This window comes from Brasilonema sennae CENA114, assembly GCF_006968745.1.
In the GTDB taxonomy this organism is placed as follows: Bacteria; Cyanobacteriota; Cyanobacteriia; order Cyanobacteriales; family Nostocaceae; genus Brasilonema; species Brasilonema sennae.
Genome location: NZ_CP030118.1, coordinates 5,254,165 through 5,274,291, shown reverse-complemented (window position 1 = coordinate 5,274,291; position 20,127 = coordinate 5,254,165). Strand labels below are relative to the sequence as shown.

Below are 20,127 nucleotides of genomic sequence, written 5' to 3'. Positions count from 1 at the left end.
TTGATGGCTTTGGTACTTTGACCGTACTCATATTAATATAGGATTTCTACATAGCCTTCCGTTCCATTAACCCGAATTCTCTGTCCGTCATTGATCAGTTTGGTAGCACTTTCTACTCCGACAACTGCTGGTAAGCCATATTCACGTGCGATAACTGCTCCATGGGTCATCAGTCCACCAACTTCGGTGACTAGGCCTTTTATGGATACAAACAATGGTGTCCAGCTAGGGTCAGTAAAGGAGGTGACTAATATATCTCCATCTTCTAGATCAGCATCTTCCATGTTTAAGATGACACGTGCTCGTCCCTCTATAACTCCGGAGGAAACAGGTAGACCTATAATAGCTTCGGCAGGGAGATTTTCTCGTTTGTACCGACCTGCAATGATTTCACCATCAGACGTGATAACACGTGGGGGAGTTAGTTTTTCATATAATTTGAACTCGTCTTTTCGTTTGCTGATGATCTGGTCATCCAGTTTATTTGTGCGTACAACTTCGCGAAGTTCTTCAAACGTGAGATAGTATATATCTTCTTTTTCATGAATAACGTCGGCTTGTACGAGTCGTTCGGCTTCTTTCAGAAGAGCCTGCTTATAAATGAAGTAGCGATTGACCATGCCGTACTTTGGATACTCGCGATAGCCGATGAAGTTTCGGAGCAGGCTGATCTGTTGTTTTGTTTCTTCGGCTTTTTGTTCACCATCCGGCAATTGCTTCAATCGTTCCAACAGCTCTTGTTCTTTTTTCAGAGCTTCCTGGTGCCCTTGCTCAAATTTCCGCTTGCTGGCATTGGGCTCGAAATTCTTGATATTACTGAGAATGATGGGGACAAGTGTCGTTGGTTTTTCGCTCCAACGGGTTTTCGTGATATCGATTTCTCCGACACAGCGCATTCCGTATTTGTCAAGATAAGCACGGATAGCGTCTCGGGCTTCTTGTCCACCATCAAACTTAGCCAGCTCGTCCAGAAAGCTGTCATCTTTTACGTGCTGCAAATACTCAATGACTTCCGGATACGGACGAATCGCATCTGCGACATCCAACAGCGCCAGCCCCATTTCCGACGTAATATTGTTTGGCGCAGACTGAGAAAGCGTGTCCGCTACATTTTTCTCACCCAACCACTCCATCATTTTTTCATTGATCCATGATGCAGCATTCATGCCAGTCATAATCGCACCAAAACTTTTCGGATAAGATAAACTCTGCCTTAGCTTCAGTCTGTCTTCCAGGATAAAGTCTATCAGATCCACGCCTGACTTCGCCTGGATGTCATGCTTTAACGTTTCAATCAATGCTTGGCTGTCCTTAATCAAATCAGAAACGATCGTCGGATCGTTTTCGAGCTGCACTTGAAAGGCCGCAGGCGACATACCTTTATTACTACTACCGGGACTCGGTTCTGTCTCATCGTCTGGCGACGACGTTATAAAATCTCCTCGCTCTAAGATGGTCGTCAGTGCGTCTCTTACGAGCGGATCGGATTTTCCCAGAACATTTACTAGAACCTCTCTTCCGGCAGGAGAAGCCAGATCCTGGCTGACATCAACAAACAACCTTCCACCAGCTTTATACATGGGTCGGGCAGCTGTTAACTGGAATAAAGACAATCCCAATGGCTTCATGGGGTCGGTCATCATTTGTTGATGACCAACAGATACATAAACGTGATTTTCCTGATCATTCGCTTCAGGGATCGGGTATAAAGTAGTGATTGGCCGACTCTGGACAATATAAAATGTATCATCAACCAAACACCATTCGATGTCCTGGGGGCGGCCGAAATGTTCTTCGATCTTTCTGCCTATGCGCTCAAGCTGTACAATCTGCTCATCCGTCAGCGCTTGCCTGTTCTGTCTCTGTTGCTCAATCTCCTGTTCTTTCGTACCGCCATCTTTTAAGGCATAAATAGCCAGCTTCTTGGTGGATATCTTCTTATCGATAACCTTGCCGTTACACACTTTATAGATATCAGCATTCACCAGGCCGGAGACCATGGCCTCACCAAGTCCGAAGCTGGCATCAATGGATAACACCTTCCTATTAGAAGTGACGGGATCGGCAGTAAACAAAATTCCTGCCACCTGCGGAAAGACCATCTTCTGAACAACCACAGACAGGTGGACTTTACGGTGGTCGAAGCCGTTTTGAAGGCGGTAAATTACTGCCCTCTCGGTAAATAGCGATGCCCAGCACTTGCTGATATGCTTTAGGATTGCCTCCTTTGTGATAATGTTCAAATATGTATCCTGCTGACCGGCAAAGGAAGCCGTTGGTAAATCCTCTGCAGTTGCGCTGGATCGTACTGCATAGGCGTTTTTTTCATCAAGCCTGGAGAGGAGGCGGGTGATCTCTTCATTAATGTCTTGAGGAATGGCTATCCCTTCAATGACCCTGCGAATCTCACCGCTAAGTTCACCGATTTTATGCCGGTCTTCCACCTTTAGAAGCGATAACTGATCAAGTAATTCGTTAATCGACGACGTTTCCCCAATGATTCTTTTAAAAGCTTCAGTAGAAATACAGAAGCCATCCGGTACGCGGATTCCTTCAATCTTGGAAAGCTCCCCCAGGTTTGCGCCTTTACCCCCAACAACCGTGAGTTTTGTTTTATCAACATCTTGAAGACAAAGCACAAATGAACTCATCAGTTTCCCTCCTTTAGCAATTCATACTACGGTTGCAATCAGCGGCGACAAACAGCCTCTGCATCACAACCAGGATCTTCAACAGTTCGCTGCATTGCAATTGTTAGGCGGCTCCACTCACACCGCCTTTGTGTACTTCATAGCGCAACTCAGCCATGCCAGCACCCATCTGATGAACAGACACTAGGCGCAGAACTGGGCTTAGCACTCTGCGAGGGAATAGCGGCTTCCCCTTGCCGAGGGTGGCTGAGCCAACCTGGATGATAAGCTCATCCAGTAAACCAGCATCGTAGAACTGACCAGCCAGATCTCCGCCTCCAACTATCCAGATGTTTTTGGTACCAGCAGCAGCTCGCATTTCAGCGTGGGCGTGGTGCACATCTCCATTGACGAATCGGATGTTTGCACCTTCGATTATTGGAAGCTTGCGACTAGAGAATATCCAGGCTGGCTGAGTGTATGGCCACGCAAAGCCAGTCTCAGTGGCAACCTTTTGGGCGTTGCGTACCATCCACTCGTAAGTTGCTGATCCCATTGCCAACGCACCCACATCTGAAATGAACTCTGAATAGCTGGAGTCATTCAGGTCACCAAGCGGAAACAGCCAATCTAGTGAGTCATTCTCAGTAGCAATGAAGCCATCAAGACTTGTCGCTGTGAAGTACTGAGTTTTCATTTGTTGTATGCAACTCCTAAATATAACTTCAAGCGCCTAACGGTGCCCATCACCCACCGCAGATCACCTTTGCATCATAACCGATCAACTCTCGACGGTCGGTGTGCATCGGCGTTGTTATGCGGCGTTCACGAAGTGTGGCGTACCCCTGCGGGGAAGCAAGCTACGCAAAGCGTCTCCGACAGGAGAAGGTATCGCTCACTAGCTGCGGCTACCGCGATGTGATCGTGTTTTCAGGATGCCAATCTGCTCGGTTCAGGCAATAAACAAAACAGTCATCGTCGCCAAACCTTCGTGGTTCCACAAATTGGAAGCCAAGACGTTCATAGAAGCGGTGAGCGCGAGTATTGCTGGCAAGTGGATCGATGAGGACAGTCGTCACACGCGGGTCGGCAAAACATCGAGCTAGGGCAAGCTGCATCATTCTTGTGCCGTAGCCTTTGCCCAAATCTGTTTCTTCCCCAATCCAGATATCAATGGCACGAAGATCCGGTGCAACATCGCCCCAATAACGGCTTTCCTCACGCGCTGGATCGATAATTTGGACAAATCCAATGGGACGACCCTTGATCTGGGCAATTAGTTGTTCTCTCCAGTCAGGATTGCGACTCAGTTCTACCTCCCAATACCAATCATCGTTGGGATCTGCGGCAATGACATGAGGTTGTTGATCCCAATGTTGCAGCAGGTTCAAGTCAGCAGGGGTGGCAGGGCGTAGATTAATCATCACTACACAAGCCTCGTCCGCTTACGATCGCGCATTGCTATAACAGTTTCCGGTGGCGGTACCTTAGCAAACTTCGGCAAATCTGGGTTCATATAATCCCACGGTTGTGCGCTCGCTGTATAAAAATCAATCCGAGGTTGAAACTCACCTGGCTCATCAAGGCTGCCTGCAAGAATGCCCATTACTTCGGGATTCTGCGGTTTGCTAAACAATCGAGAACCACAGTTGGGACAAAATCCCCGACCGACTGTGGCTCCACTATCGCCGATAACCTCGTAATATTTAACTTCGAAGAGCGATTGTGACGGCATTGCGCGGGACAAGGAGCGCCGCCGCAAATGCGCTACCAGTTGCCCGCTGGCAATCGCGACAATGGCAATTGCCCATGACAATTGGCTCTGCCGAACATTCGTCGCGGATAGCTCCACACAGACAACCACCCGTAAAAGGTACTTTCATTCCTAATCTCCCAAAAACCTAACCTTGTCACCTACTAACTTATGCTCAATGACTGCCATCACGCTATCCTTCCACTTTTGCAGGTCGTGATGTTGCGATCGCATTCACTGCAACGAGCAACACCAGCCAGAACCCCGTATCAATATCCAGTAGAATGCAAAAACAGGAAACTATGAATAGTCCCCAACCTACAAATGCTGGTAATGGTAGATTCAACTGATTTTCAATCCAATGGCACAGAAAACCATAAAGAATCATCAAGAATCCTGGCACAAGGAACCAGTAGTATCCCCAGATACGAAGCTGATTCGATTTGACAGCATCAAGCACACCAATACCCATTATTTCCTGCCAAATTCCACTAAATCCCAATGCTCCTGGTATTCCTAATGCGATCGCACTGTGCAATAATCCAATCATAATCAGAGCAAGACCGTTGATTTTTTTCATTTTGGTTCTCCTGTGTTTTCAGTAACCCACTGCACGAGTTGAATGACGACACCATTCGGATCTGTCACCTGAAAGAATCTCTCTCCCCAAGGTTCGGTCTCGATCGCAGTTGTAATGGGTACACCTTCTGTTTGGATTCGCATGTATTCTTGATCGATGTCATCGACCACAAAGACAATAAGCAGACCGTCCGCTCGATGTCCTCGCATATGGATAGGTTTGAAGCTTGCCAGTCCAGTTTGAAGAAAGATTAGATTGAAACCAGCATCTGGTCTGGAGAGAGAGATAAAGCCCTCGGCTGACATTTCTTCATGGAAGCCAAAATGTTGCTTGACGAACATTGCCGATGCCATCACATCATCAACATTGAGTGAAAGCGCTGAAGCTGTAATTTCCATGAGATTTCGGTAACTCTACTTGGGTAGTTTATGTGAGCATGACATACTCCCTAGACCCAATAATTGTAAAAAAATGACCTCAATGGGGCAACTCCACATGGCAAGGATGAAAGCCTCGTCGTGATAAATATTCCGTTGGTGTGCAATCCGCGAATGCCCGAAACTCGTGAATCAAGTGTGCTTGGTCGAAATAGCCACAGGTAAAAACAATATCCATCCAGTTAACTTGGTTTTTAAGAGCCAGCAGATTCAGGACTTGCTGAAACCGCTGAATGCGACAAAACAGCTTTGGCGTTAACCCGACTTGATCCCGAAAGAGTTGGTTGAAATGGCGGGTACTAAATCCGATTTGATCGGTTACAGCTCGAACGGTTGGCAGCGTGGATCGCTGAAACTGCTGCACTGCAAAATCGACAGCAGGATGGAGAGCAGGCGAGCGCAGCATCTGCATCAAAAACCGTTCTAATACAGAAAATCGGTTTTTCAAGGACGTTTTTAACAAGCGATCACGCAATTCTGCGGCATGACCTTGCCACAGTTCATCCAATGAAATATTTTCATTATGGAGTTCACCAGCAGGTAGTCCAAAGAATGCAGTCCCTCCTCCGGGTCTAAAATGTACACCCATCACAGATATTTTGCGATCGACCTGGGCAATAAAATTTTCAGAATGTGTGCCGCAAAGCATTGTACCATTGGTGCTACCGCGTTGAACTCGACTCTGACGATCAAATAGTGGAATGCTGTCCTCGTGGAGATTAATGACTAATTCCATCATCCCCATTGGCAGCAAGCGGGTTTGTACTGCTGATAAATGCTCACCTTCCCTCATCCAGAAAAATTCTATGAACTGTGAGAGGAGCGATTGCGGGAGATAAGTTTGATAAATCATTGTTGTTTAGTCATCGGCTAACTATTGACAGTGTATTGACCAGACTTGCTCCTACCACATCACATTTTTTGCTTAACACCAAGCAGATAAGGAAAAATTCCCAAATAAGTCCTTTGCGATAACTTAAGCCGCCTAACAATTTATTATACAGAGTTTTACTGTAGATCCTCCCATCGAGACGGTTTTTCACTAGGTGTTTTCTGCTCGCCTACATCTTAACGATTCACCGTGTGCATAAATGCGTCGGGATAGCGTGTCCCTGCTGCGGCTCCCATCGGTGCAACTTCCTCAATACGCCGCAAATCATCGTCGTTCAATTCAATATTGATCGCCTGCAAATTCTCTTCAAGTCGCTCACGCCGTTTTGTTCCCGGAATTGGCACGATGTCTTCGCCCTGTGCAAGCAGCCATGCGAGAGCGAGTTGTGCTGGTGTACATTTCTTCTCGGTTGCAATTTCTTTAATCTTTTTCACAAGTTGTAAATTGCGTTCAAAATTCTCGCCTTGAAAGCGTGGTGTGTGGCGACGAAAATCATCAGGTGCAACGTCTTCTGGTTTCTCAAAGGCACCAGTTAAAAATCCGCGTCCGAGTGGTGAGTAAGCGACTAATCCAATTCCCAGTTCACGACAAACCGGCAGTACGTCAGTTTCTGGTTCCCTTGTCCAGAGACTATATTCGGTTTGTAGCATGGTAATTGGATGAACGGTGTAGGCACGACGTAATGTTTCTGGTCCGGCTTCAGACAATCCGACGTAGCGAATTTTGCCTTCTTTGACGAGTTCTCCCAATATTCCAACTGTGTCTTCAACTGGCACGTTTGGGTCAATTCTGGATGGATAGTACATATCAATGTAGTCAACGCGCAGTCTTTGTAAGCTATAAGACAAGAAGTTACGCACGGCAATGGGGCGATTATCGGAACCGAGAAAACCACCATCGTGGTTGCGTAGTGTACCAAATTTCACTGAGATAAAAACTCGTTCACGCGGAATATCTTTAATGGCTTGGCGAATCAGTTCTTCATTGTGTCCAACTCCATAGAAGTCGCCTGTGTCGAGAAAGTTCACGCCGAGTTCGATCGCCTGACGAATGGTTGCAATGCTTTGGGCATCATTCGTTTGCCGTCCACCATAAAAATCTGACATGCCCATACAGCCCAAACCCAAAGCTGATACTTGAGCATCAGATTTTCCGAGTTTGCGGTATTTCATTGGTTTTGACTCCTTTGTTTGCGGCTGATTTAATAACTAATTACAAAATTTGAAATTTGTCATCCAGACATTGAAATACTATCCTACTTGCCAATAAAATGACAAGTGACAATTATTGAAAAGTGTCACAAACTGTTATCTGATTAGATTTTCCTTGTAGCTAGTGCTGCGGTGAGCAGTTGAACGACGGCGATCGCCTGTTTTTCCATCGGCTGATCAGCAGATTCTCGAATCATTAAGGGATGGTGAAACTTGAGGGTAGCGGCGCTCACCGCTTCAGTTGCTAGCGATAAATCGGTAATCTGGAACTCACCGGTTTTGACTCCACAGGTCAAAATTTCGTTGAGAATGGAAGACAAGACTTGCAAGTGATGCTCAACGACAGTGCGATCAGCTTCCAAAATAGCCAGATAAGCATCAAAGAGTTCTGGCTCAGCGGCAAGTTTGTCTCGTTTGAGCCGATACAGTTCTAACACGTAGGCTTGCAGGCGATCGCTAGCAGAACCTGGTTGTTGCGCACAATCTCGCAGGGCTTGCTCTATACCACTGAACCATCGTTCTACGACGGCATCCATCACATCAGCTTTGGTTTTGAAGAAGCGATAAACATTGGCGTGCGACATTTTACAGGCACGAGCAATTTCACTGATAGTGGTGCGGGCGTAGCCATACCGCCGTAGCTGAACCTCAGCCGTTGCTAAAATCAGTTCCCGTGTCTGTTCGGCAGTACGTTCTGCTTGTGCCATTCCCATTTATAACTCATCGCTCTACAGCTAACATATTTTGACACTTGTTAGCTGCAATAGCAGGAAAATTACAGGCGATATAGCAGCCCAAATATCAGCCCCGATTTGTGAGCGAAACTCTCATCACGCTCATCATCCCGCGTATAATCAACTCGCCGCTTGGCACAGTCAAGGTGTACTGCGTCGTGGCTAGGCACGGTTGAGGTTGCTCGCGTGGAGCGAAATGGCATTTTTGCTGAAATAAAATGCGGAATAAAAAATATGCCCTTAGGGCATATTTTTTATTTTAAACTTTCTTCTTTGGATGTATTGGTGAACGGAGTACCGTTATAGTGCAGGGCGAGGGCGCGAAGAAGCTAATCTGGTTTTTGACTATTACTAGATTTCACTTCCTGAGGCACAACGAGAATCTTATCAACACGGTTACCATCCATATCCATAACTTCCAACCGCATACCTTGCCATTCAAAATGATCTGCAGCTGAGGGTATCCGACCTAGATGCGCCATGACAAAACCACCTAATGTTTGATAACTTCCTCGGTTTTCGTGTGACGACTCCTCAACATCGAATAGTTCAAAAAACTCATCTACAGCCAACATACCATCCAACAACCAGGAACCGTCCTCTCGTTGTACAATTTGAGGGTCTTCCTGGTCATCAACAGAAGGAACATCACCGACAATTTCTATCATGACGTCATTAAGAGTGACTAATCCTTGAATCACACCATATTCATCTACAACTAGCGCCATATGAGTGACAGTTTGCTTGAACAACTCCAAAACTTTCAAGCCTCGGGTGCTTTCTGGCACGTACACGGGCTGTCGCAATCCTACTGTTAAATCCAAGTTTTCACCGCTGAAACACCGGGTTAACAAGTCGGTGACTGGGATGATACCTAGCACGTTGTCAAGTCCCCCCTGAGAAACTGGATACCGGGAATAACCACCATCAATAATTTTGCGGCGGTTTTCTTCGGTAGAGTCTTCCAAATCCAGCCAAACAATATCCGGTCGGGGTGTCATGAATGAACTGACGGGGCGATCGCCCAAGCGAAAAACCCGCTCGACCATATCTTGTTCTGCTTCTTCAAAGGTTCCCTCCTCAGTACCTTGTTCGATTAAGACTCTAATTTCTTCCTCTGTCACGAGTGGCTCTTTGGACGGTCTGGTACCCAACAACCGCAGCACTGCCTCAGTAGAAAAACTTAAAAGTCCCACTACAGGTGATGTTAATTGAGACAATGTTCGCATCGGTATAGCGATAACGGAAGCAATTGGTTCCGGGTTGTTTAAAGCAAGCCGCTTAGGTACCAGTTCACCAAGAATTAGTGTCAAAAATGTAATAACTAAAATTGCTAATCCTTTAGCTAGGTGTTCCTTAAAATCTGCCTCCAAAGGGATAAAATTTAGAATAGGCGCTACTCTCTTGGCGATCGTTTCTTCACCATAGGCACCAGAGATGATGGTCAGGAGTGTGATCCCAATCTGAACAGTTCCTAGAAACTGATTCGGCGAGGATGCCAGTTCCAAAGCGACGCGTGCTTTAGCATCACCCCGGTCAGCAAGTTGTTGGAGACGCACCTTTCGTACTGAGAAAATCGCCAATTCTGACATGACGAACACAGCATTGGCAAGAATTAAAAAAACAATAATTAGAATTTCGATTGTTGGAGACATCTGTAAAAACTACCGATACCATCGGCAAACTGTGCTTAACCTTAACCTCTTAGTATCTAGTATGCAACGTGTGATTACGAAACACTCTGCATACAAAAAAGTCATAAATTATAAGTTATAAGTTAGCAGCTTAACACTGATTCGTATATGAACCATGAGTCAGTGGATTAGTAAGTGGTCATTGTACCAGGTATTCATGACTCTATAGCTAGAGTTCTTTCTGTGTCTGGACTTTTAAAATAGTTGTGGTAAGCGTTAGTATTATGCTTGCGAGCGAGAAGGACTTCTTCATAATTTTGTGACCTATGGCATTTTCTTCCATTGTGCGTGCTTTGGGGCGTTCTGCGCTCACCACTGAACTCCTCTCTAAACTTAATCGGCAACAAGAGTTGCTCTTAAGTGGCATTCCTCGCTTGCCCAAGGGTTTGGTCGCTTCAGCGTTGGCTCAAACCCAGAGCAAGAATTTGTTCGTGGTCTGTGCGACTCTGGAAGAAGCCGGACGCTGGACAACACAACTAGAAGCAATGGGGTGGCAAACTGTACATTTCTACCCAACTTCAGAAGCGTCTCCATACGAACCATTTGACCCCGAAACTGAGATGACTTGGGGACAGATGCAAGTCCTAGCGGATTTGATACAACTTACCAGAGGAACAGATCACGGAGTTGGGGAAGCAAAATCTTCCTCATCCCCCTTACCCAAAATGGCGGTTGTCGCTACTGTCGCCGCGCTACAACCTCATCTACCACCAGCAGAAGCTTTTAAACCTTTCTGCTTTACCCTGAAGCGTGGTATGGAATTTGACTTAAAAACCTTCAGTGAAGAAATCACGAAACTGGGGTATGAAAGAGTTCCTTTGGTGGAAACAGAAGGGCAGTGGAGTCGGCGCGGCGATATTGTTGATGTGTTTCCTGTGTCCTCAGAGTTACCCGTACGGCTAGATTGGTTTGGCGACGAAATTGAGCAGATACGGGAATTTGACCCAGTAACCCAACGTTCTGCCGCCCTTGACAAAATAAACCAATTGATCCTAACTCCCACAAGTTTTGCCCCCATTCTGATGACAGCACTCAAAGATAGCGCTGAGTTTCAAGTACTGAGTGCCCAATTAAGTGATGACTCAGAAGTTGATATTCAGGACTCTACACTTGTGGAGGGTAGCCGTCGCTTTTTAGGCTTAGCTTTTGACAAACCTGCTTCCCTGTTAGATTATTTACCTGAAAATACGTTAATTACTATTGATGAACCAGAACAGTGTCACGCCCATAGCGATCGCTGGGTAGAAAATGCAGAAGAACAATGGGAACTGCTTGTCAGCAAGGAAAATGAGGAGATTTCCACTTCATTACCAAGAATCCATCGCTCTTTTGACGAATGTTTGGCTGATACAGCAAAATTTCCCAAATTAAATTTATCAGAATTGGTTGAGGAAAACAGTGGGATTAATCTTGCCAGTCGCAGGGTGCCAGTTATGCCGCACCAATTCGCTAAAATTGCAGAAACACTGCGACAAGAACGCGATCGCAACTTCTCGGTTTGGCTAATGTCTGCCCAACCCTCGCGTTCTGTGTCCCTGTTGCAAGAACACGACTGTCCCGCCCAGTTTATTCCTAACCCCCGCGACTACCACGCAATTGACAAGCAACAAATTAATCGCACACCAGTCGCCCTGAAATATTCCGGTCTTGCTGAACTCGAAGGTTTTATTTTACCTACCTTCCGGGTGGTCGTTATTACTGACCGTGAATTTTACGGTCAGCACTCCCTGGCGACTCCCAGCTACATCCGTAAGCGGAGAAAAGCTGCTTCTAAACAAGTTGATCCCAATAAGCTGCGTCAGGGAGATTTTGTCGTTCATAAGAACCACGGCGTAGGTAAATTCATCAGGCTAGAAAGTCTCACACTGAACAACGAAACCCGTGAGTATTTGGTGGTGCAGTATGCAGACGGCTTATTGCGTGTCGCCGCAGACCAAGTTGGTGTTTTGTCGCGCTTGCGTACGACAAACGATAAACCACCAGAACTCAACAAAATGACGGGTAAGGCTTGGGAAAATACAAAGAATAGAGTCCGCAAAGCGATCAAGAAATTGGCAGTGGACTTACTCAAGCTGTATGCATCGCGATCGCAACAAAAAGGCGTTACTTATCCACACGATACACCTTGGCAGCAGGAGATGGAAGACTCGTTCCCCTACCAAGCCACAATGGATCAGCTTAAAGCGACTCAGGATGTTAAACGCGATATGGAAAGCGATCGCCCAATGGATCGCCTAGTTTGTGGGGATGTTGGTTTTGGAAAAACAGAAGTCGCCATTCGCGCTATTTTCAAAGCTGTCACCTCTGGCGGAAAACAAGTAGCGCTACTTGCACCCACCACCATCTTGACTCAGCAACATTACCACACCTTAAAAGAACGCTTTGCGCCCTACCCGATTAACGTCGGGTTACTCAACCGCTTCCGGACTGCTGAAGAACGCCGCGATATTTTGAAACGACTGGCGACAGGAGAGTTAGATATCGTTGTCGGGACACACCAACTTTTAGGTAAAGGTGTAGCCTTTCGTGACTTAGGACTTTTGGTAGTTGACGAAGAACAGCGGTTTGGCGTGAACCAAAAAGAAAGAATCAAAAGCTTGAAAACTCAGGTAGATGTGCTGACTCTTTCTGCAACTCCGATTCCCCGTACCTTATATATGTCCTTATCAGGAATTCGAGAAATGAGTTTGATTGCGACACCACCCCCATCCAGACGACCAATTCAAACTCATTTGTCACCCATGAATCCAGATAGCATACGCACTGCAATTCGTCAAGAACTCGACCGAGGGGGACAGGTGTTTTACGTCGTTCCGCGAGTTGAGGGAATTGAGGAAATAGGAACACAGTTGCGGGAGATGATACCGAGTGCGAGAGTTGCGATCGGCCACGGTCAAATGGATGAAAGCCAATTAGAATCAACGATGCTAACTTTCAGCAATGGTGAAGCGGACATCCTTGTTTGTACCACAATTATTGAATCTGGTTTGGATATTCCGCGAGTCAACACTATTTTAATTGAAGATGCTCACCGCTTCGGATTAGCTCAACTGTACCAGTTACGGGGTCGTGTTGGTCGTGCGGGAATTCAAGCCCATGCATGGTTATTTTATCCCAAACAGCGGACGTTATCCGACGCCGCACGTCAGCGGTTACGAGCAATCCAGGAATTTACGCAACTGGGTTCTGGGTATCAGCTAGCAATGCGGGATATGGAAATCCGGGGTGTGGGTAATTTGCTTGGTGCAGAACAGTCAGGACAAATGGAAGCGATCGGTTTTGATTTATATATGGAAATGCTAGAAGAAGCTATCCGTGAAATCAGAGGGCAAGAAATTCCTAAAGTTGATGATACCCAAATTGATCTCAACCTGACAGCGTTTATGCCAGCCGATTACATCACCGATTTGGATCAAAAGATGAGTGCTTACCGTGCGGTTGCAGCTGCAAAATCTAAAGAAGAATTATCGCAGATTGCTGCTGAGTGGAATGACCGATATGGTGCAATTCCTAAACCAGCGACTCAACTGTTACGGGTAATGGAACTCAAACAGCTGGCGAAGAAACTAGGATTTAGCCGCATTAAACCAGAAAACAAACAGCACATCGTTTTAGAAACGCAAATGGAAGAACCTGGTTGGAAGAACTTGGCTCAAAATTTGTCGGAAACCCTCAGATCACGCTTTGTTTACTCTCCTGGTAAAGTGACAGTGCGGGGTTTAGGAGTGATGAAAGCAGATCAACAATTGCAAACGTTGATTGATGCTTTGGGTAAGATGCAGGGTGCTGTTGTGGAGGAGGCGGTTGTTTAAAATTGTAGAGACGCGAAGAACATCGCGTCTTGACTATCCAAAATTCCCAATATCTAATTCAAAATTAAATGGCATACAGTGAGTTTATGTATAAAGTTCTGCAAGCTACTTGTGAAAATGGCAATCTCATACTGAAGGAAAAACTAAGTTCTGAAATGGAAGGTAAAACCCTCAAAGTAATTATTGTAGAGACAGATGAGCTTGAAGCAAAGAAAGAACGATTTTTTAGTATTTTAGACAGACATTCATTTGCTCTGCCTGCCAACTATCAATTCGATAGAGAGGAACTGCATGGCAGATAATACGAATTCTTTGTAAACTTACACTTAATACTTAGTCTTTCATTCTTGGCGTCCTTGGCGCGGCAATCGCTACAACGGGGGGAACCCCCGCAACGCGTTGCCTTGTCTTGGCGGTTCGTTTAAGAAATATTAAGTGCATCTTGATGGAGAATTGGTGGTATTACGTTGTGGAGGAGGTTGTTGTTTTAAACTGCTGCGCTATGAATCACGTGTTTACAATCCCAAATCTCAAATAAAAAATTTAATGGCTTACAGTGACTTTAAATTAAACGAAATAATCAAGATATTTGGTTTAACTCTTATAGAAATGACTGACTTCTTTTCAAATATAGAAGCTGTTGAATGCAGCGAAAATTTGGCTTTTAACCTCAAAGAAAATATACCATTAGCTGTGGCTATTGGTACAGAAAAAGCACGTTCTGAAATGATTATTACCCCAATACTACTGGAGATAAGAAGACGATTCAATTATCAAATCAGTTTATTTTCTGGCACAGATTTTAACGTAGATACTGAAAAAGGCTTAAATGGAATTTGTGACTATATCATAAGTCTTTCTCCGGAACAGCTTTTTGTCAGTGCTCCAGTCATTACTTTAGTAGAAGCGAAGAATGAAAATATGAAAGCAGGCTTAGGGCAGTGTGTTGCAGAAATGATTGCCGCACAATTGTTTAATGAAAGGGAAGGAAATGATATTAAAACAATATATGGTGTAGTCACAACGGGCGAACTTTGGAAGTTTTTGAAGTTAGAAGGTAAAATTGTATCTATTGATTTAACCAATTACCCTGTTAGCAATGTCAAGAAAATTTTAGGTATTTTATTGAATACTATTCGTGATTAAGCAGGTGGGCGTAATTAAACATATGAAATTGTTACAAATAATCCTTTAATTTATCTGTGTTTATCTGTGGTTCAAAAAATCTGAAGATCAGACTTTGAAATAAACCGATTGTTTCTGGAATTCCAGGTAAGGAGTTTGTATCTATACTCAAGACAACTCCCACACTTAGCCCTCAAAGTAGCAACCTATGGAATTAAATCTGCGCTTTCCAGAAATCAATCAAGTGATTGTCAGACTTGATGAGCAAGAAACTGACAGGCTATCTTTTACTTCACCGTTGAGCGCAGAAGACCAAGAAAATATTCGCTGGTATTTAGAAACTTATGCGACGCATTATACCACAGATGTGGATGATGCAAGGGCAAAAGAAATAGCTGATAAGTTGGCGCAATGGGGCGAGGATTTGTTTAACGCTGTGTTCCAGCCTCGGACTGCCCAGCGGATATTTAATGATTTTCAGGATGAAGCAGAACCAGGACGCTTATTAACAATCAGCGCTAGTCATCCGACAATTTTATCGCTTCCTTGGGAATTGTTGCGTGACCCGGAAGGCACCTATTTATGTCATGAAAATCCCCGAATTTCGATTCGTCGCCGTTTGGCAGGGGCGGGAGGTGGTCGAAGACCGTTTAAAGTTAAGGTAAAAGATTGTTTACGCTTGCTGTTTGTCGTGAGTCGTCCCAGTGATGCAGGGTTTATTGATCCGCGTGGTGAGGCGCAGGCGGTTTTGGAGGCGATTGCACAACAAGCCGCAGGACGAGTTGAAGTAGAATTTTTGCGTCCAGCAACATTGGATAATTTGGTAGCGCGGTTGGAAGACTCTGGCAAACCCCCTGTGGATATTGTGCATTTTGATGGGCATGGGGTGTTTGATGTTGATGGGCGGTTACATGAACGGGCAAAATTTAGCGATCGCCTGGCAGCAACAAAAGGCGATCATCAAAATAACGGCAATACGGGTTATCTGTTGTTTGAGGATAAAGAAGGAAAAACAGCCCTGATCACTGCCGAAACTTTGGGAGATATGCTGAACCGCCAAAAAGTCGGGTTAATTGTCTTGTCTGCTTGTCAGTCAGCGGCGATGGGTAGTGAGGATGGAGAAGATGCAATGGGTTGTGTCGCCGCCAGGTTAACTCATGCGGGAATTCCAGCTGTGTTGGCGATGACTCATTCGGTATTGGTGACAACCGCCCAGCAATTGTTTGCAAAATTTTATCAGGGTTTAGTGTCGGGCGTTGGTATGGGCGAGGCGTTGGATAATGCGCGGCGAGACTTGTATCTCAACCGGGAACGCGGAGAACGACAACGGGGTGAGGAACGGATAACTCTAAAATTGCAGGACTGGTTTTTACCAGCACTCTATCAAGCGGGTGGAGATACACCGTTGTTAACTTCCACTCTCCACTCCTCCCCTCTCCCCCTCCCCGACTCCTCATGGGGAAATTTGCCACCTTTACAAGAAGCAGGATTTTTTGGTCGCAGTCGGGAATTGTGGGAGATAGAACGGTGGTTTGTGCAGGGGACACGCCGCCTTACGGTTTCGGGTTTTGGTGGACAGGGAAAAACCTATCTCGTTCAAGAAGCAGGACGCTGGTTGCACCGCACAGGGATGTTTGAGAAAGTGTATTTTATCGATTATGCTGCCTTCCAGGGTGTGGATGCGGTAGGATTGGCAGTCAGCACTCTGGCGACAGTGTTGGAGAAGAATTTAATTGATGCTGCGGCGGCAACTCAGGCATTGAGGAACCAAGCAACTTTGCTGATTTTGGATAACTTGGAAAGCTTGTCCCCGGAACCTTTACAGGAACTGTTAACCGTGGCGAAACAGTGGTCTGAAGTTGGGGAATGTCGGGTGTTAATCACGACTAGAACGCCAGATTTTACCCATTCTGATTATCCCACAGAAGGTAGTCGCAAACATATTTCCTTGCCGTTGGGAGGTTTAGGACAAGAAGATGCTTTGGCGTATTTCCAGAGTTTGATCAAACTACCCCCAGCACCCAAACTTGATCCGCCCAAACGCGAAATGTTGTTGGAATTATTTAAGCTGGTGGATTTTCATCCCCTGTCGATTGGTTTGTTAGCCAGACAGTTGAAAATCCGTCGTCCAGCAGAGTTGGGGCAAAGGTTGGAAGCGTTGATTGCTCAAACACCAGGAAATCCCTTGTTGGCGTCGTTGAATTTGTCTTTGGAAAAATTGGACGCTGAGGCGATGCAGTTGTTGCCTCGGTTGGGCGTGTTTCAGGGTGGGGCGATGGAACCTGACTTGCTGGAAATTACAGAATTTTCGGAATCACAGTGGCAAAAGCTACGCCCAGCATTGGAAGCTACTGGTTTGATTCAGCCCGAACACTTGCCTGGTGTTGGTAATCCTTATCTCAAGTTTCACCCTACCTTAGCCCCTGCTTTGTGGTCGCGTTTGTCAACGGAAGTACAGACAGAACTGCTCGCCCGTCATCGGCAGCGGTATTATGAACTGTCTGGTGCTTTGTATTTTAAAGATAACCAAAATCCCGATAAAATCCGTGCCATTGCCCAACGGGAATTGCCGAATTTACTGTATGCAGTTCACGGGGCGTTGGATGCAGGTGAAGAATGGGCAGTGGATTTTGTTAACAACCTAAACTTGTTTCTCAACAACTTCGGACTCAACCGTGATCGCACTTTACTCACCCAACGGATTGTCCAGGCGACTGGGGAAATCGGTTCCCAGACATGGTATCTCTCCCGTACTAATTTAGGTGAGCTATTATTCAATGCAAGGCGCTATCAAGAAGCGGCGCGAGTGTTTGGTGAGATACTGGCAGGGTTGGGTGAGCAACCGAGTTATAAGCGCTGTGGTACTTTGACTCGACTGGGACGGTGTCTGACAGGACAAGGACAAGCATCACAGGCAGCACAACTCTACCGTCAGGGGTTGGCAGAGGCGCAACAATTGGAACAGTCTGATCATGTGAAGCAACTGATGGGAACTTTGCAGGGTGATTTGGCGGATGCGCTAAAGGATATGGGGGATTATGGTGAGGCACGCATCGCTTATGAAACGTCATTAGCTATTGTCAAAGAACTGAGAAACTTTCGTAGTGCTGCAGTATTAAATGGACAACTCGGCACTTTAGCCCGGTTGCAAAGTAACCTTCCAGAAGCCGAACAGCGTTACCGTGAAGCACTAACGACTTTCCAGCAACTGCATGAACCAGCAATGGAAGCAGTGTATTGGCATCAACTGGGTATAGTGTACCACGAAGCCAAGCAGTGGGACGCTGCGGAAAATGCCTACCGACAAGCAGCACAGATTGAAGAATCTCAAGGTAATTTGGCAAGTGCAGCAACGACTTGGCATCAATTAGCTTTAGTCCATGAATATGCTGGCAAACCCCAAGAGGCAGAGGCTTGGTATCGCAAGGCAATTAAAGATAAAAAAGCAGCGAGAGATAGATTCCAAGTATCAATGTCACTTAGTAATCTTGCCGACTTATTACAAAACCAACCGCACCGCTTAACCGAAGCACGACTATTGGCACAAGAGGCATTAGCTATCGAAATAACCTTAGATCCCGCTGCGGTTCAGATTTGGAAAAACTATACCATCTTGGCAAAGATTGCCGACAAACAGGGCGACACCACCCAAGCACGGGAATATCGTCGTCTGTGCCGACAAGCAAAGGCGGCGTTTGCGGGAACACAGTATGAGTTGCGGAAATATGGGCAGTTTATTGCTTGGGTAGTAGCCGCTGTGGATCATGCAGAAGCGAGGGAACAGGTAGAAGCTGCGATGGAAAACTTTGCCGAAGGTTGGCATAATCTTATAGCTGCCATCCATCGCATATTAGACGGTGAGCGTGATCAGGAGGTGCTATGCGAGCCGTTGGATTTGGAAGAGTCTATGATTATCTACGCAATCCTGCAAGGTATTGCTGATCCCCAGTCGCTTGAGGCGTTGTTGGAATGATCTTGATGGGGTGATGGTGTGATACGGAATTACATCGTTTTTACTCTTTTACCCCCTTTTTAACCCTGAACGTAGCCGAAGGGTTAAAGCTGAGCGACTTGTATCGAGCGAAGTCGAGATAAGTCGAAGCTTTAACTCTGTCGCCGCAGGCGGGGGGATCTTATTCAAACCGTATTGGGGGATGGGTAATACGAAAGCTACTCATAAGTCCTGACAAATACATTTGCAGATGCTTTCCAAAGTTTGTGCAGACTGCTACATAGCTCATTTATGTCTTGGTATTTTGTGATATATCTCACACCAAATTAGTGAAGCGATAGTTATAATAAGAAGTATATATAAATCACATAAGAATCATATATAGCTTAGGTATGAGCTAAACGATTCTTCTGAGCAAAAAAACTACACCTCAAGGTGGTATGTGGTTTCTGCCGAGGTCGTTTACATTCAAAATATGAAACGACAATAACAAATTTAAGATTTCAATCAGTATAAAAGCTTTCTTTATAATTTTTTTATAGTATTGTATTAGGGTGAACAGTTTTTCACAGTACGGTCAGTTTAAATAAAAATCATATACGGTGTTTACAAAACTAAATCTTCCGTGTATACATATATTTGGAATAGCCATGATTCTATTTCAAAAGCTAGGTAAATAGATTTTATGGACAGCCAAAAACCCGTAACCAAACCATTCAAATTTTCAAGGGTAACATAGCTATGACTGCTCTCAAAACTCCAAATCGTGGTCAACGTATTTTCTTCCCTGGTTTTGTTCATTCTGAGTTGCAAGCTCATCAAACACTCAATCCAAATCAAATAGCTCAACCGAAAGTTGATTTACTTCAACCATTGCGTCGTAAGCTTGATTCTTTAGAAATTAAAAATCCGAAATTGGCGAAGTTTCTTGCAAGAATGATCCCGGCTCAATGCCCTTTTGAGCGAGATATCCTGCTGTTTGGTCGCAAAATTGCCCACATTCCCCCAATGTGCAAGATAAATCCGCTGTACGACGAACTTGTGGGATTACGTTTTCGTGCTTTGTGTTATTTGGCTGATGTTTGCGGTGAGGATATTCAATCTTACTGTTAAACTGTGAAAAAATCACTTATGTAAGGTCACAGCTTGGCTCACAGTGCAAGTTTCATCTTATATATGATCGATGTCTTTGCGTCAGCTTGCTCCTCCGTTATAATAATTGCATTCTCACACGACTTGTACACCGTCAGATAAACTCACACCAACGACGATAAATGTCTGCCAGTGCCAATCGTAAGATAATTGCT

The 20,127-nt window shown here is 45.4% G+C and carries 17 protein-coding genes; 5 read left to right on the top strand and 12 right to left on the bottom strand.

Features of this window, described 5'->3' with window-relative positions:
* Positions 1-32 precede the first annotated feature (32 nt).
* From ppsA to DP114_RS22120, 12 genes are all read right to left on the bottom strand, one after another.
* On the bottom strand, positions 33-2,651 hold the full coding sequence (ppsA, locus tag DP114_RS22170; RefSeq protein WP_171977150.1) for a phosphoenolpyruvate synthase: 2,619 nt from the start codon (positions 2,649-2,651) through the stop codon (positions 33-35).
* A gap of 103 nt (positions 2,652-2,754) precedes the next feature.
* Positions 2,755-3,327 (bottom strand): dihydrofolate reductase family protein, encoded by a 573-nt coding sequence (locus tag DP114_RS22165; protein ID WP_171977149.1) that lies wholly within the window; start codon positions 3,325-3,327, stop codon positions 2,755-2,757.
* A gap of 211 nt (positions 3,328-3,538) precedes the next feature.
* Positions 3,539-4,054, bottom strand: a complete 516-nt coding sequence (locus DP114_RS22160) for a GNAT family N-acetyltransferase (RefSeq protein ID WP_171977148.1) — start codon at positions 4,052-4,054, stop codon at positions 3,539-3,541.
* Positions 4,055-4,056: 2 nt separating this feature from the next.
* On the bottom strand, positions 4,057-4,365 hold the full coding sequence (locus DP114_RS22155) for a GFA family protein (protein WP_465251444.1): 309 nt from the start codon (positions 4,363-4,365) through the stop codon (positions 4,057-4,059).
* Positions 4,337-4,441, bottom strand: a complete 105-nt coding sequence (locus DP114_RS36580; RefSeq protein WP_465251450.1) for a GFA family protein — start codon at positions 4,439-4,441, stop codon at positions 4,337-4,339. Before DP114_RS36580 ends, DP114_RS22155 begins: the two co-directional genes overlap by 29 nt.
* A 135-nt stretch (positions 4,442-4,576) precedes the next feature.
* The gene (locus DP114_RS22150; RefSeq protein WP_171977147.1) at positions 4,577-4,963 is read right to left on the bottom strand and encodes a DUF6463 family protein; all 387 of its coding nucleotides are present in this window, start codon (positions 4,961-4,963) and stop codon (positions 4,577-4,579) included.
* Complete coding sequence (locus DP114_RS22145; RefSeq protein WP_171977146.1) at positions 4,960-5,361, bottom strand: VOC family protein; 402 nt, start codon at positions 5,359-5,361, stop codon at positions 4,960-4,962. The genes DP114_RS22150 and DP114_RS22145 overlap by 4 nt, the downstream gene beginning before the upstream one ends.
* Positions 5,362-5,440: 79 nt before the next feature.
* The gene (locus DP114_RS22140) at positions 5,441-6,253 is read right to left on the bottom strand and encodes a helix-turn-helix domain-containing protein (protein WP_211178330.1); all 813 of its coding nucleotides are present in this window, start codon (positions 6,251-6,253) and stop codon (positions 5,441-5,443) included.
* Positions 6,254-6,468: 215 nt separating this feature from the next.
* On the bottom strand, positions 6,469-7,464 hold the full coding sequence (locus DP114_RS22135; RefSeq protein WP_171977145.1) for an aldo/keto reductase: 996 nt from the start codon (positions 7,462-7,464) through the stop codon (positions 6,469-6,471).
* Positions 7,465-7,607: 143 nt separating this feature from the next.
* Positions 7,608-8,216 (bottom strand): TetR family transcriptional regulator, encoded by a 609-nt coding sequence (locus tag DP114_RS22130; protein ID WP_171977144.1) that lies wholly within the window; start codon positions 8,214-8,216, stop codon positions 7,608-7,610.
* A gap of 62 nt (positions 8,217-8,278) precedes the next feature.
* Entirely contained in the window at positions 8,279-8,440 is a 162-nt protein-coding gene (locus DP114_RS22125; protein WP_169263904.1) for a hypothetical protein, read from the bottom strand.
* Between the two features lie 126 nt (positions 8,441-8,566).
* The gene (locus DP114_RS22120) at positions 8,567-9,892 is read right to left on the bottom strand and encodes a hemolysin family protein (RefSeq protein WP_169263905.1); all 1,326 of its coding nucleotides are present in this window, start codon (positions 9,890-9,892) and stop codon (positions 8,567-8,569) included.
* A 305-nt stretch (positions 9,893-10,197) separates the two neighbouring features.
* Between DP114_RS22120 and mfd the strand changes: the two genes are divergently transcribed.
* The 5 genes from mfd to DP114_RS22095 all read left to right on the top strand — a co-directional run bounded on the left by mfd (position 10,198) and on the right by DP114_RS22095 (position 19,933).
* Complete coding sequence (gene mfd / locus DP114_RS22115; RefSeq protein WP_171977143.1) at positions 10,198-13,743, top strand: transcription-repair coupling factor; 3,546 nt, start codon at positions 10,198-10,200, stop codon at positions 13,741-13,743.
* Positions 13,744-13,811: 68 nt separating this feature from the next.
* Entirely contained in the window at positions 13,812-14,045 is a 234-nt protein-coding gene (locus tag DP114_RS22110) for a hypothetical protein (RefSeq protein WP_169263907.1), read from the top strand.
* A 244-nt stretch (positions 14,046-14,289) separates the two neighbouring features.
* A complete protein-coding gene (locus DP114_RS22105; protein ID WP_169263920.1) occupies positions 14,290-14,889 on the top strand; it encodes a hypothetical protein in 600 nt (199 codons plus the stop codon).
* Positions 14,890-15,076: 187 nt separating this feature from the next.
* On the top strand, positions 15,077-18,841 hold the full coding sequence (locus tag DP114_RS22100; protein WP_169263908.1) for a CHAT domain-containing protein: 3,765 nt from the start codon (positions 15,077-15,079) through the stop codon (positions 18,839-18,841).
* 720 nt (positions 18,842-19,561) lie between these two features.
* Positions 19,562-19,933: a Mo-dependent nitrogenase C-terminal domain-containing protein gene (locus DP114_RS22095; protein WP_169263909.1), complete on the top strand. Its 372-nt coding sequence runs from the start codon at positions 19,562-19,564 to the stop codon at positions 19,931-19,933.
* The last annotated feature ends 194 nt before the right edge of the window (positions 19,934-20,127 follow it).

Bases quoted from the DNA above. Each gene is read 5' to 3' on its own strand.
- ppsA (WP_171977150.1), bottom strand. From the start codon at position 2,651: ATGAGTTCATTTGTGCTTTGTCTTCAAGATGTTGATAAAACAAAACTC.
- DP114_RS22165 (WP_171977149.1), bottom strand. From the start codon at position 3,327: ATGAAAACTCAGTACTTCACAGCGACAAGTCTTGATGGCTTCATTGCT.
- DP114_RS22160 (WP_171977148.1), bottom strand. From the start codon at position 4,054: ATGATTAATCTACGCCCTGCCACCCCTGCTGACTTGAACCTGCTGCAA.
- DP114_RS22155 (WP_465251444.1), bottom strand. From the start codon at position 4,365: ATGCCGTCACAATCGCTCTTCGAAGTTAAATATTACGAGGTTATCGGC.
- DP114_RS36580 (WP_465251450.1), bottom strand. From the start codon at position 4,441: ATGGGCAATTGCCATTGTCGCGATTGCCAGCGGGCAACTGGTAGCGCA.
- DP114_RS22150 (WP_171977147.1), bottom strand. From the start codon at position 4,963: ATGAAAAAAATCAACGGTCTTGCTCTGATTATGATTGGATTATTGCAC.
- DP114_RS22145 (WP_171977146.1), bottom strand. From the start codon at position 5,361: ATGGAAATTACAGCTTCAGCGCTTTCACTCAATGTTGATGATGTGATG.
- DP114_RS22140 (WP_211178330.1), bottom strand. From the start codon at position 6,253: ATGATTTATCAAACTTATCTCCCGCAATCGCTCCTCTCACAGTTCATA.
- DP114_RS22135 (WP_171977145.1), bottom strand. From the start codon at position 7,464: ATGAAATACCGCAAACTCGGAAAATCTGATGCTCAAGTATCAGCTTTG.
- DP114_RS22130 (WP_171977144.1), bottom strand. From the start codon at position 8,216: ATGGGAATGGCACAAGCAGAACGTACTGCCGAACAGACACGGGAACTG.
- DP114_RS22125 (WP_169263904.1), bottom strand. From the start codon at position 8,440: ATGCCATTTCGCTCCACGCGAGCAACCTCAACCGTGCCTAGCCACGAC.
- DP114_RS22120 (WP_169263905.1), bottom strand. From the start codon at position 9,892: ATGTCTCCAACAATCGAAATTCTAATTATTGTTTTTTTAATTCTTGCC.
- mfd (WP_171977143.1), top strand. From the start codon at position 10,198: ATGGCATTTTCTTCCATTGTGCGTGCTTTGGGGCGTTCTGCGCTCACC.
- DP114_RS22110 (WP_169263907.1), top strand. From the start codon at position 13,812: ATGGCATACAGTGAGTTTATGTATAAAGTTCTGCAAGCTACTTGTGAA.
- DP114_RS22105 (WP_169263920.1), top strand. From the start codon at position 14,290: ATGGCTTACAGTGACTTTAAATTAAACGAAATAATCAAGATATTTGGT.
- DP114_RS22100 (WP_169263908.1), top strand. From the start codon at position 15,077: ATGGAATTAAATCTGCGCTTTCCAGAAATCAATCAAGTGATTGTCAGA.
- DP114_RS22095 (WP_169263909.1), top strand. From the start codon at position 19,562: ATGACTGCTCTCAAAACTCCAAATCGTGGTCAACGTATTTTCTTCCCT.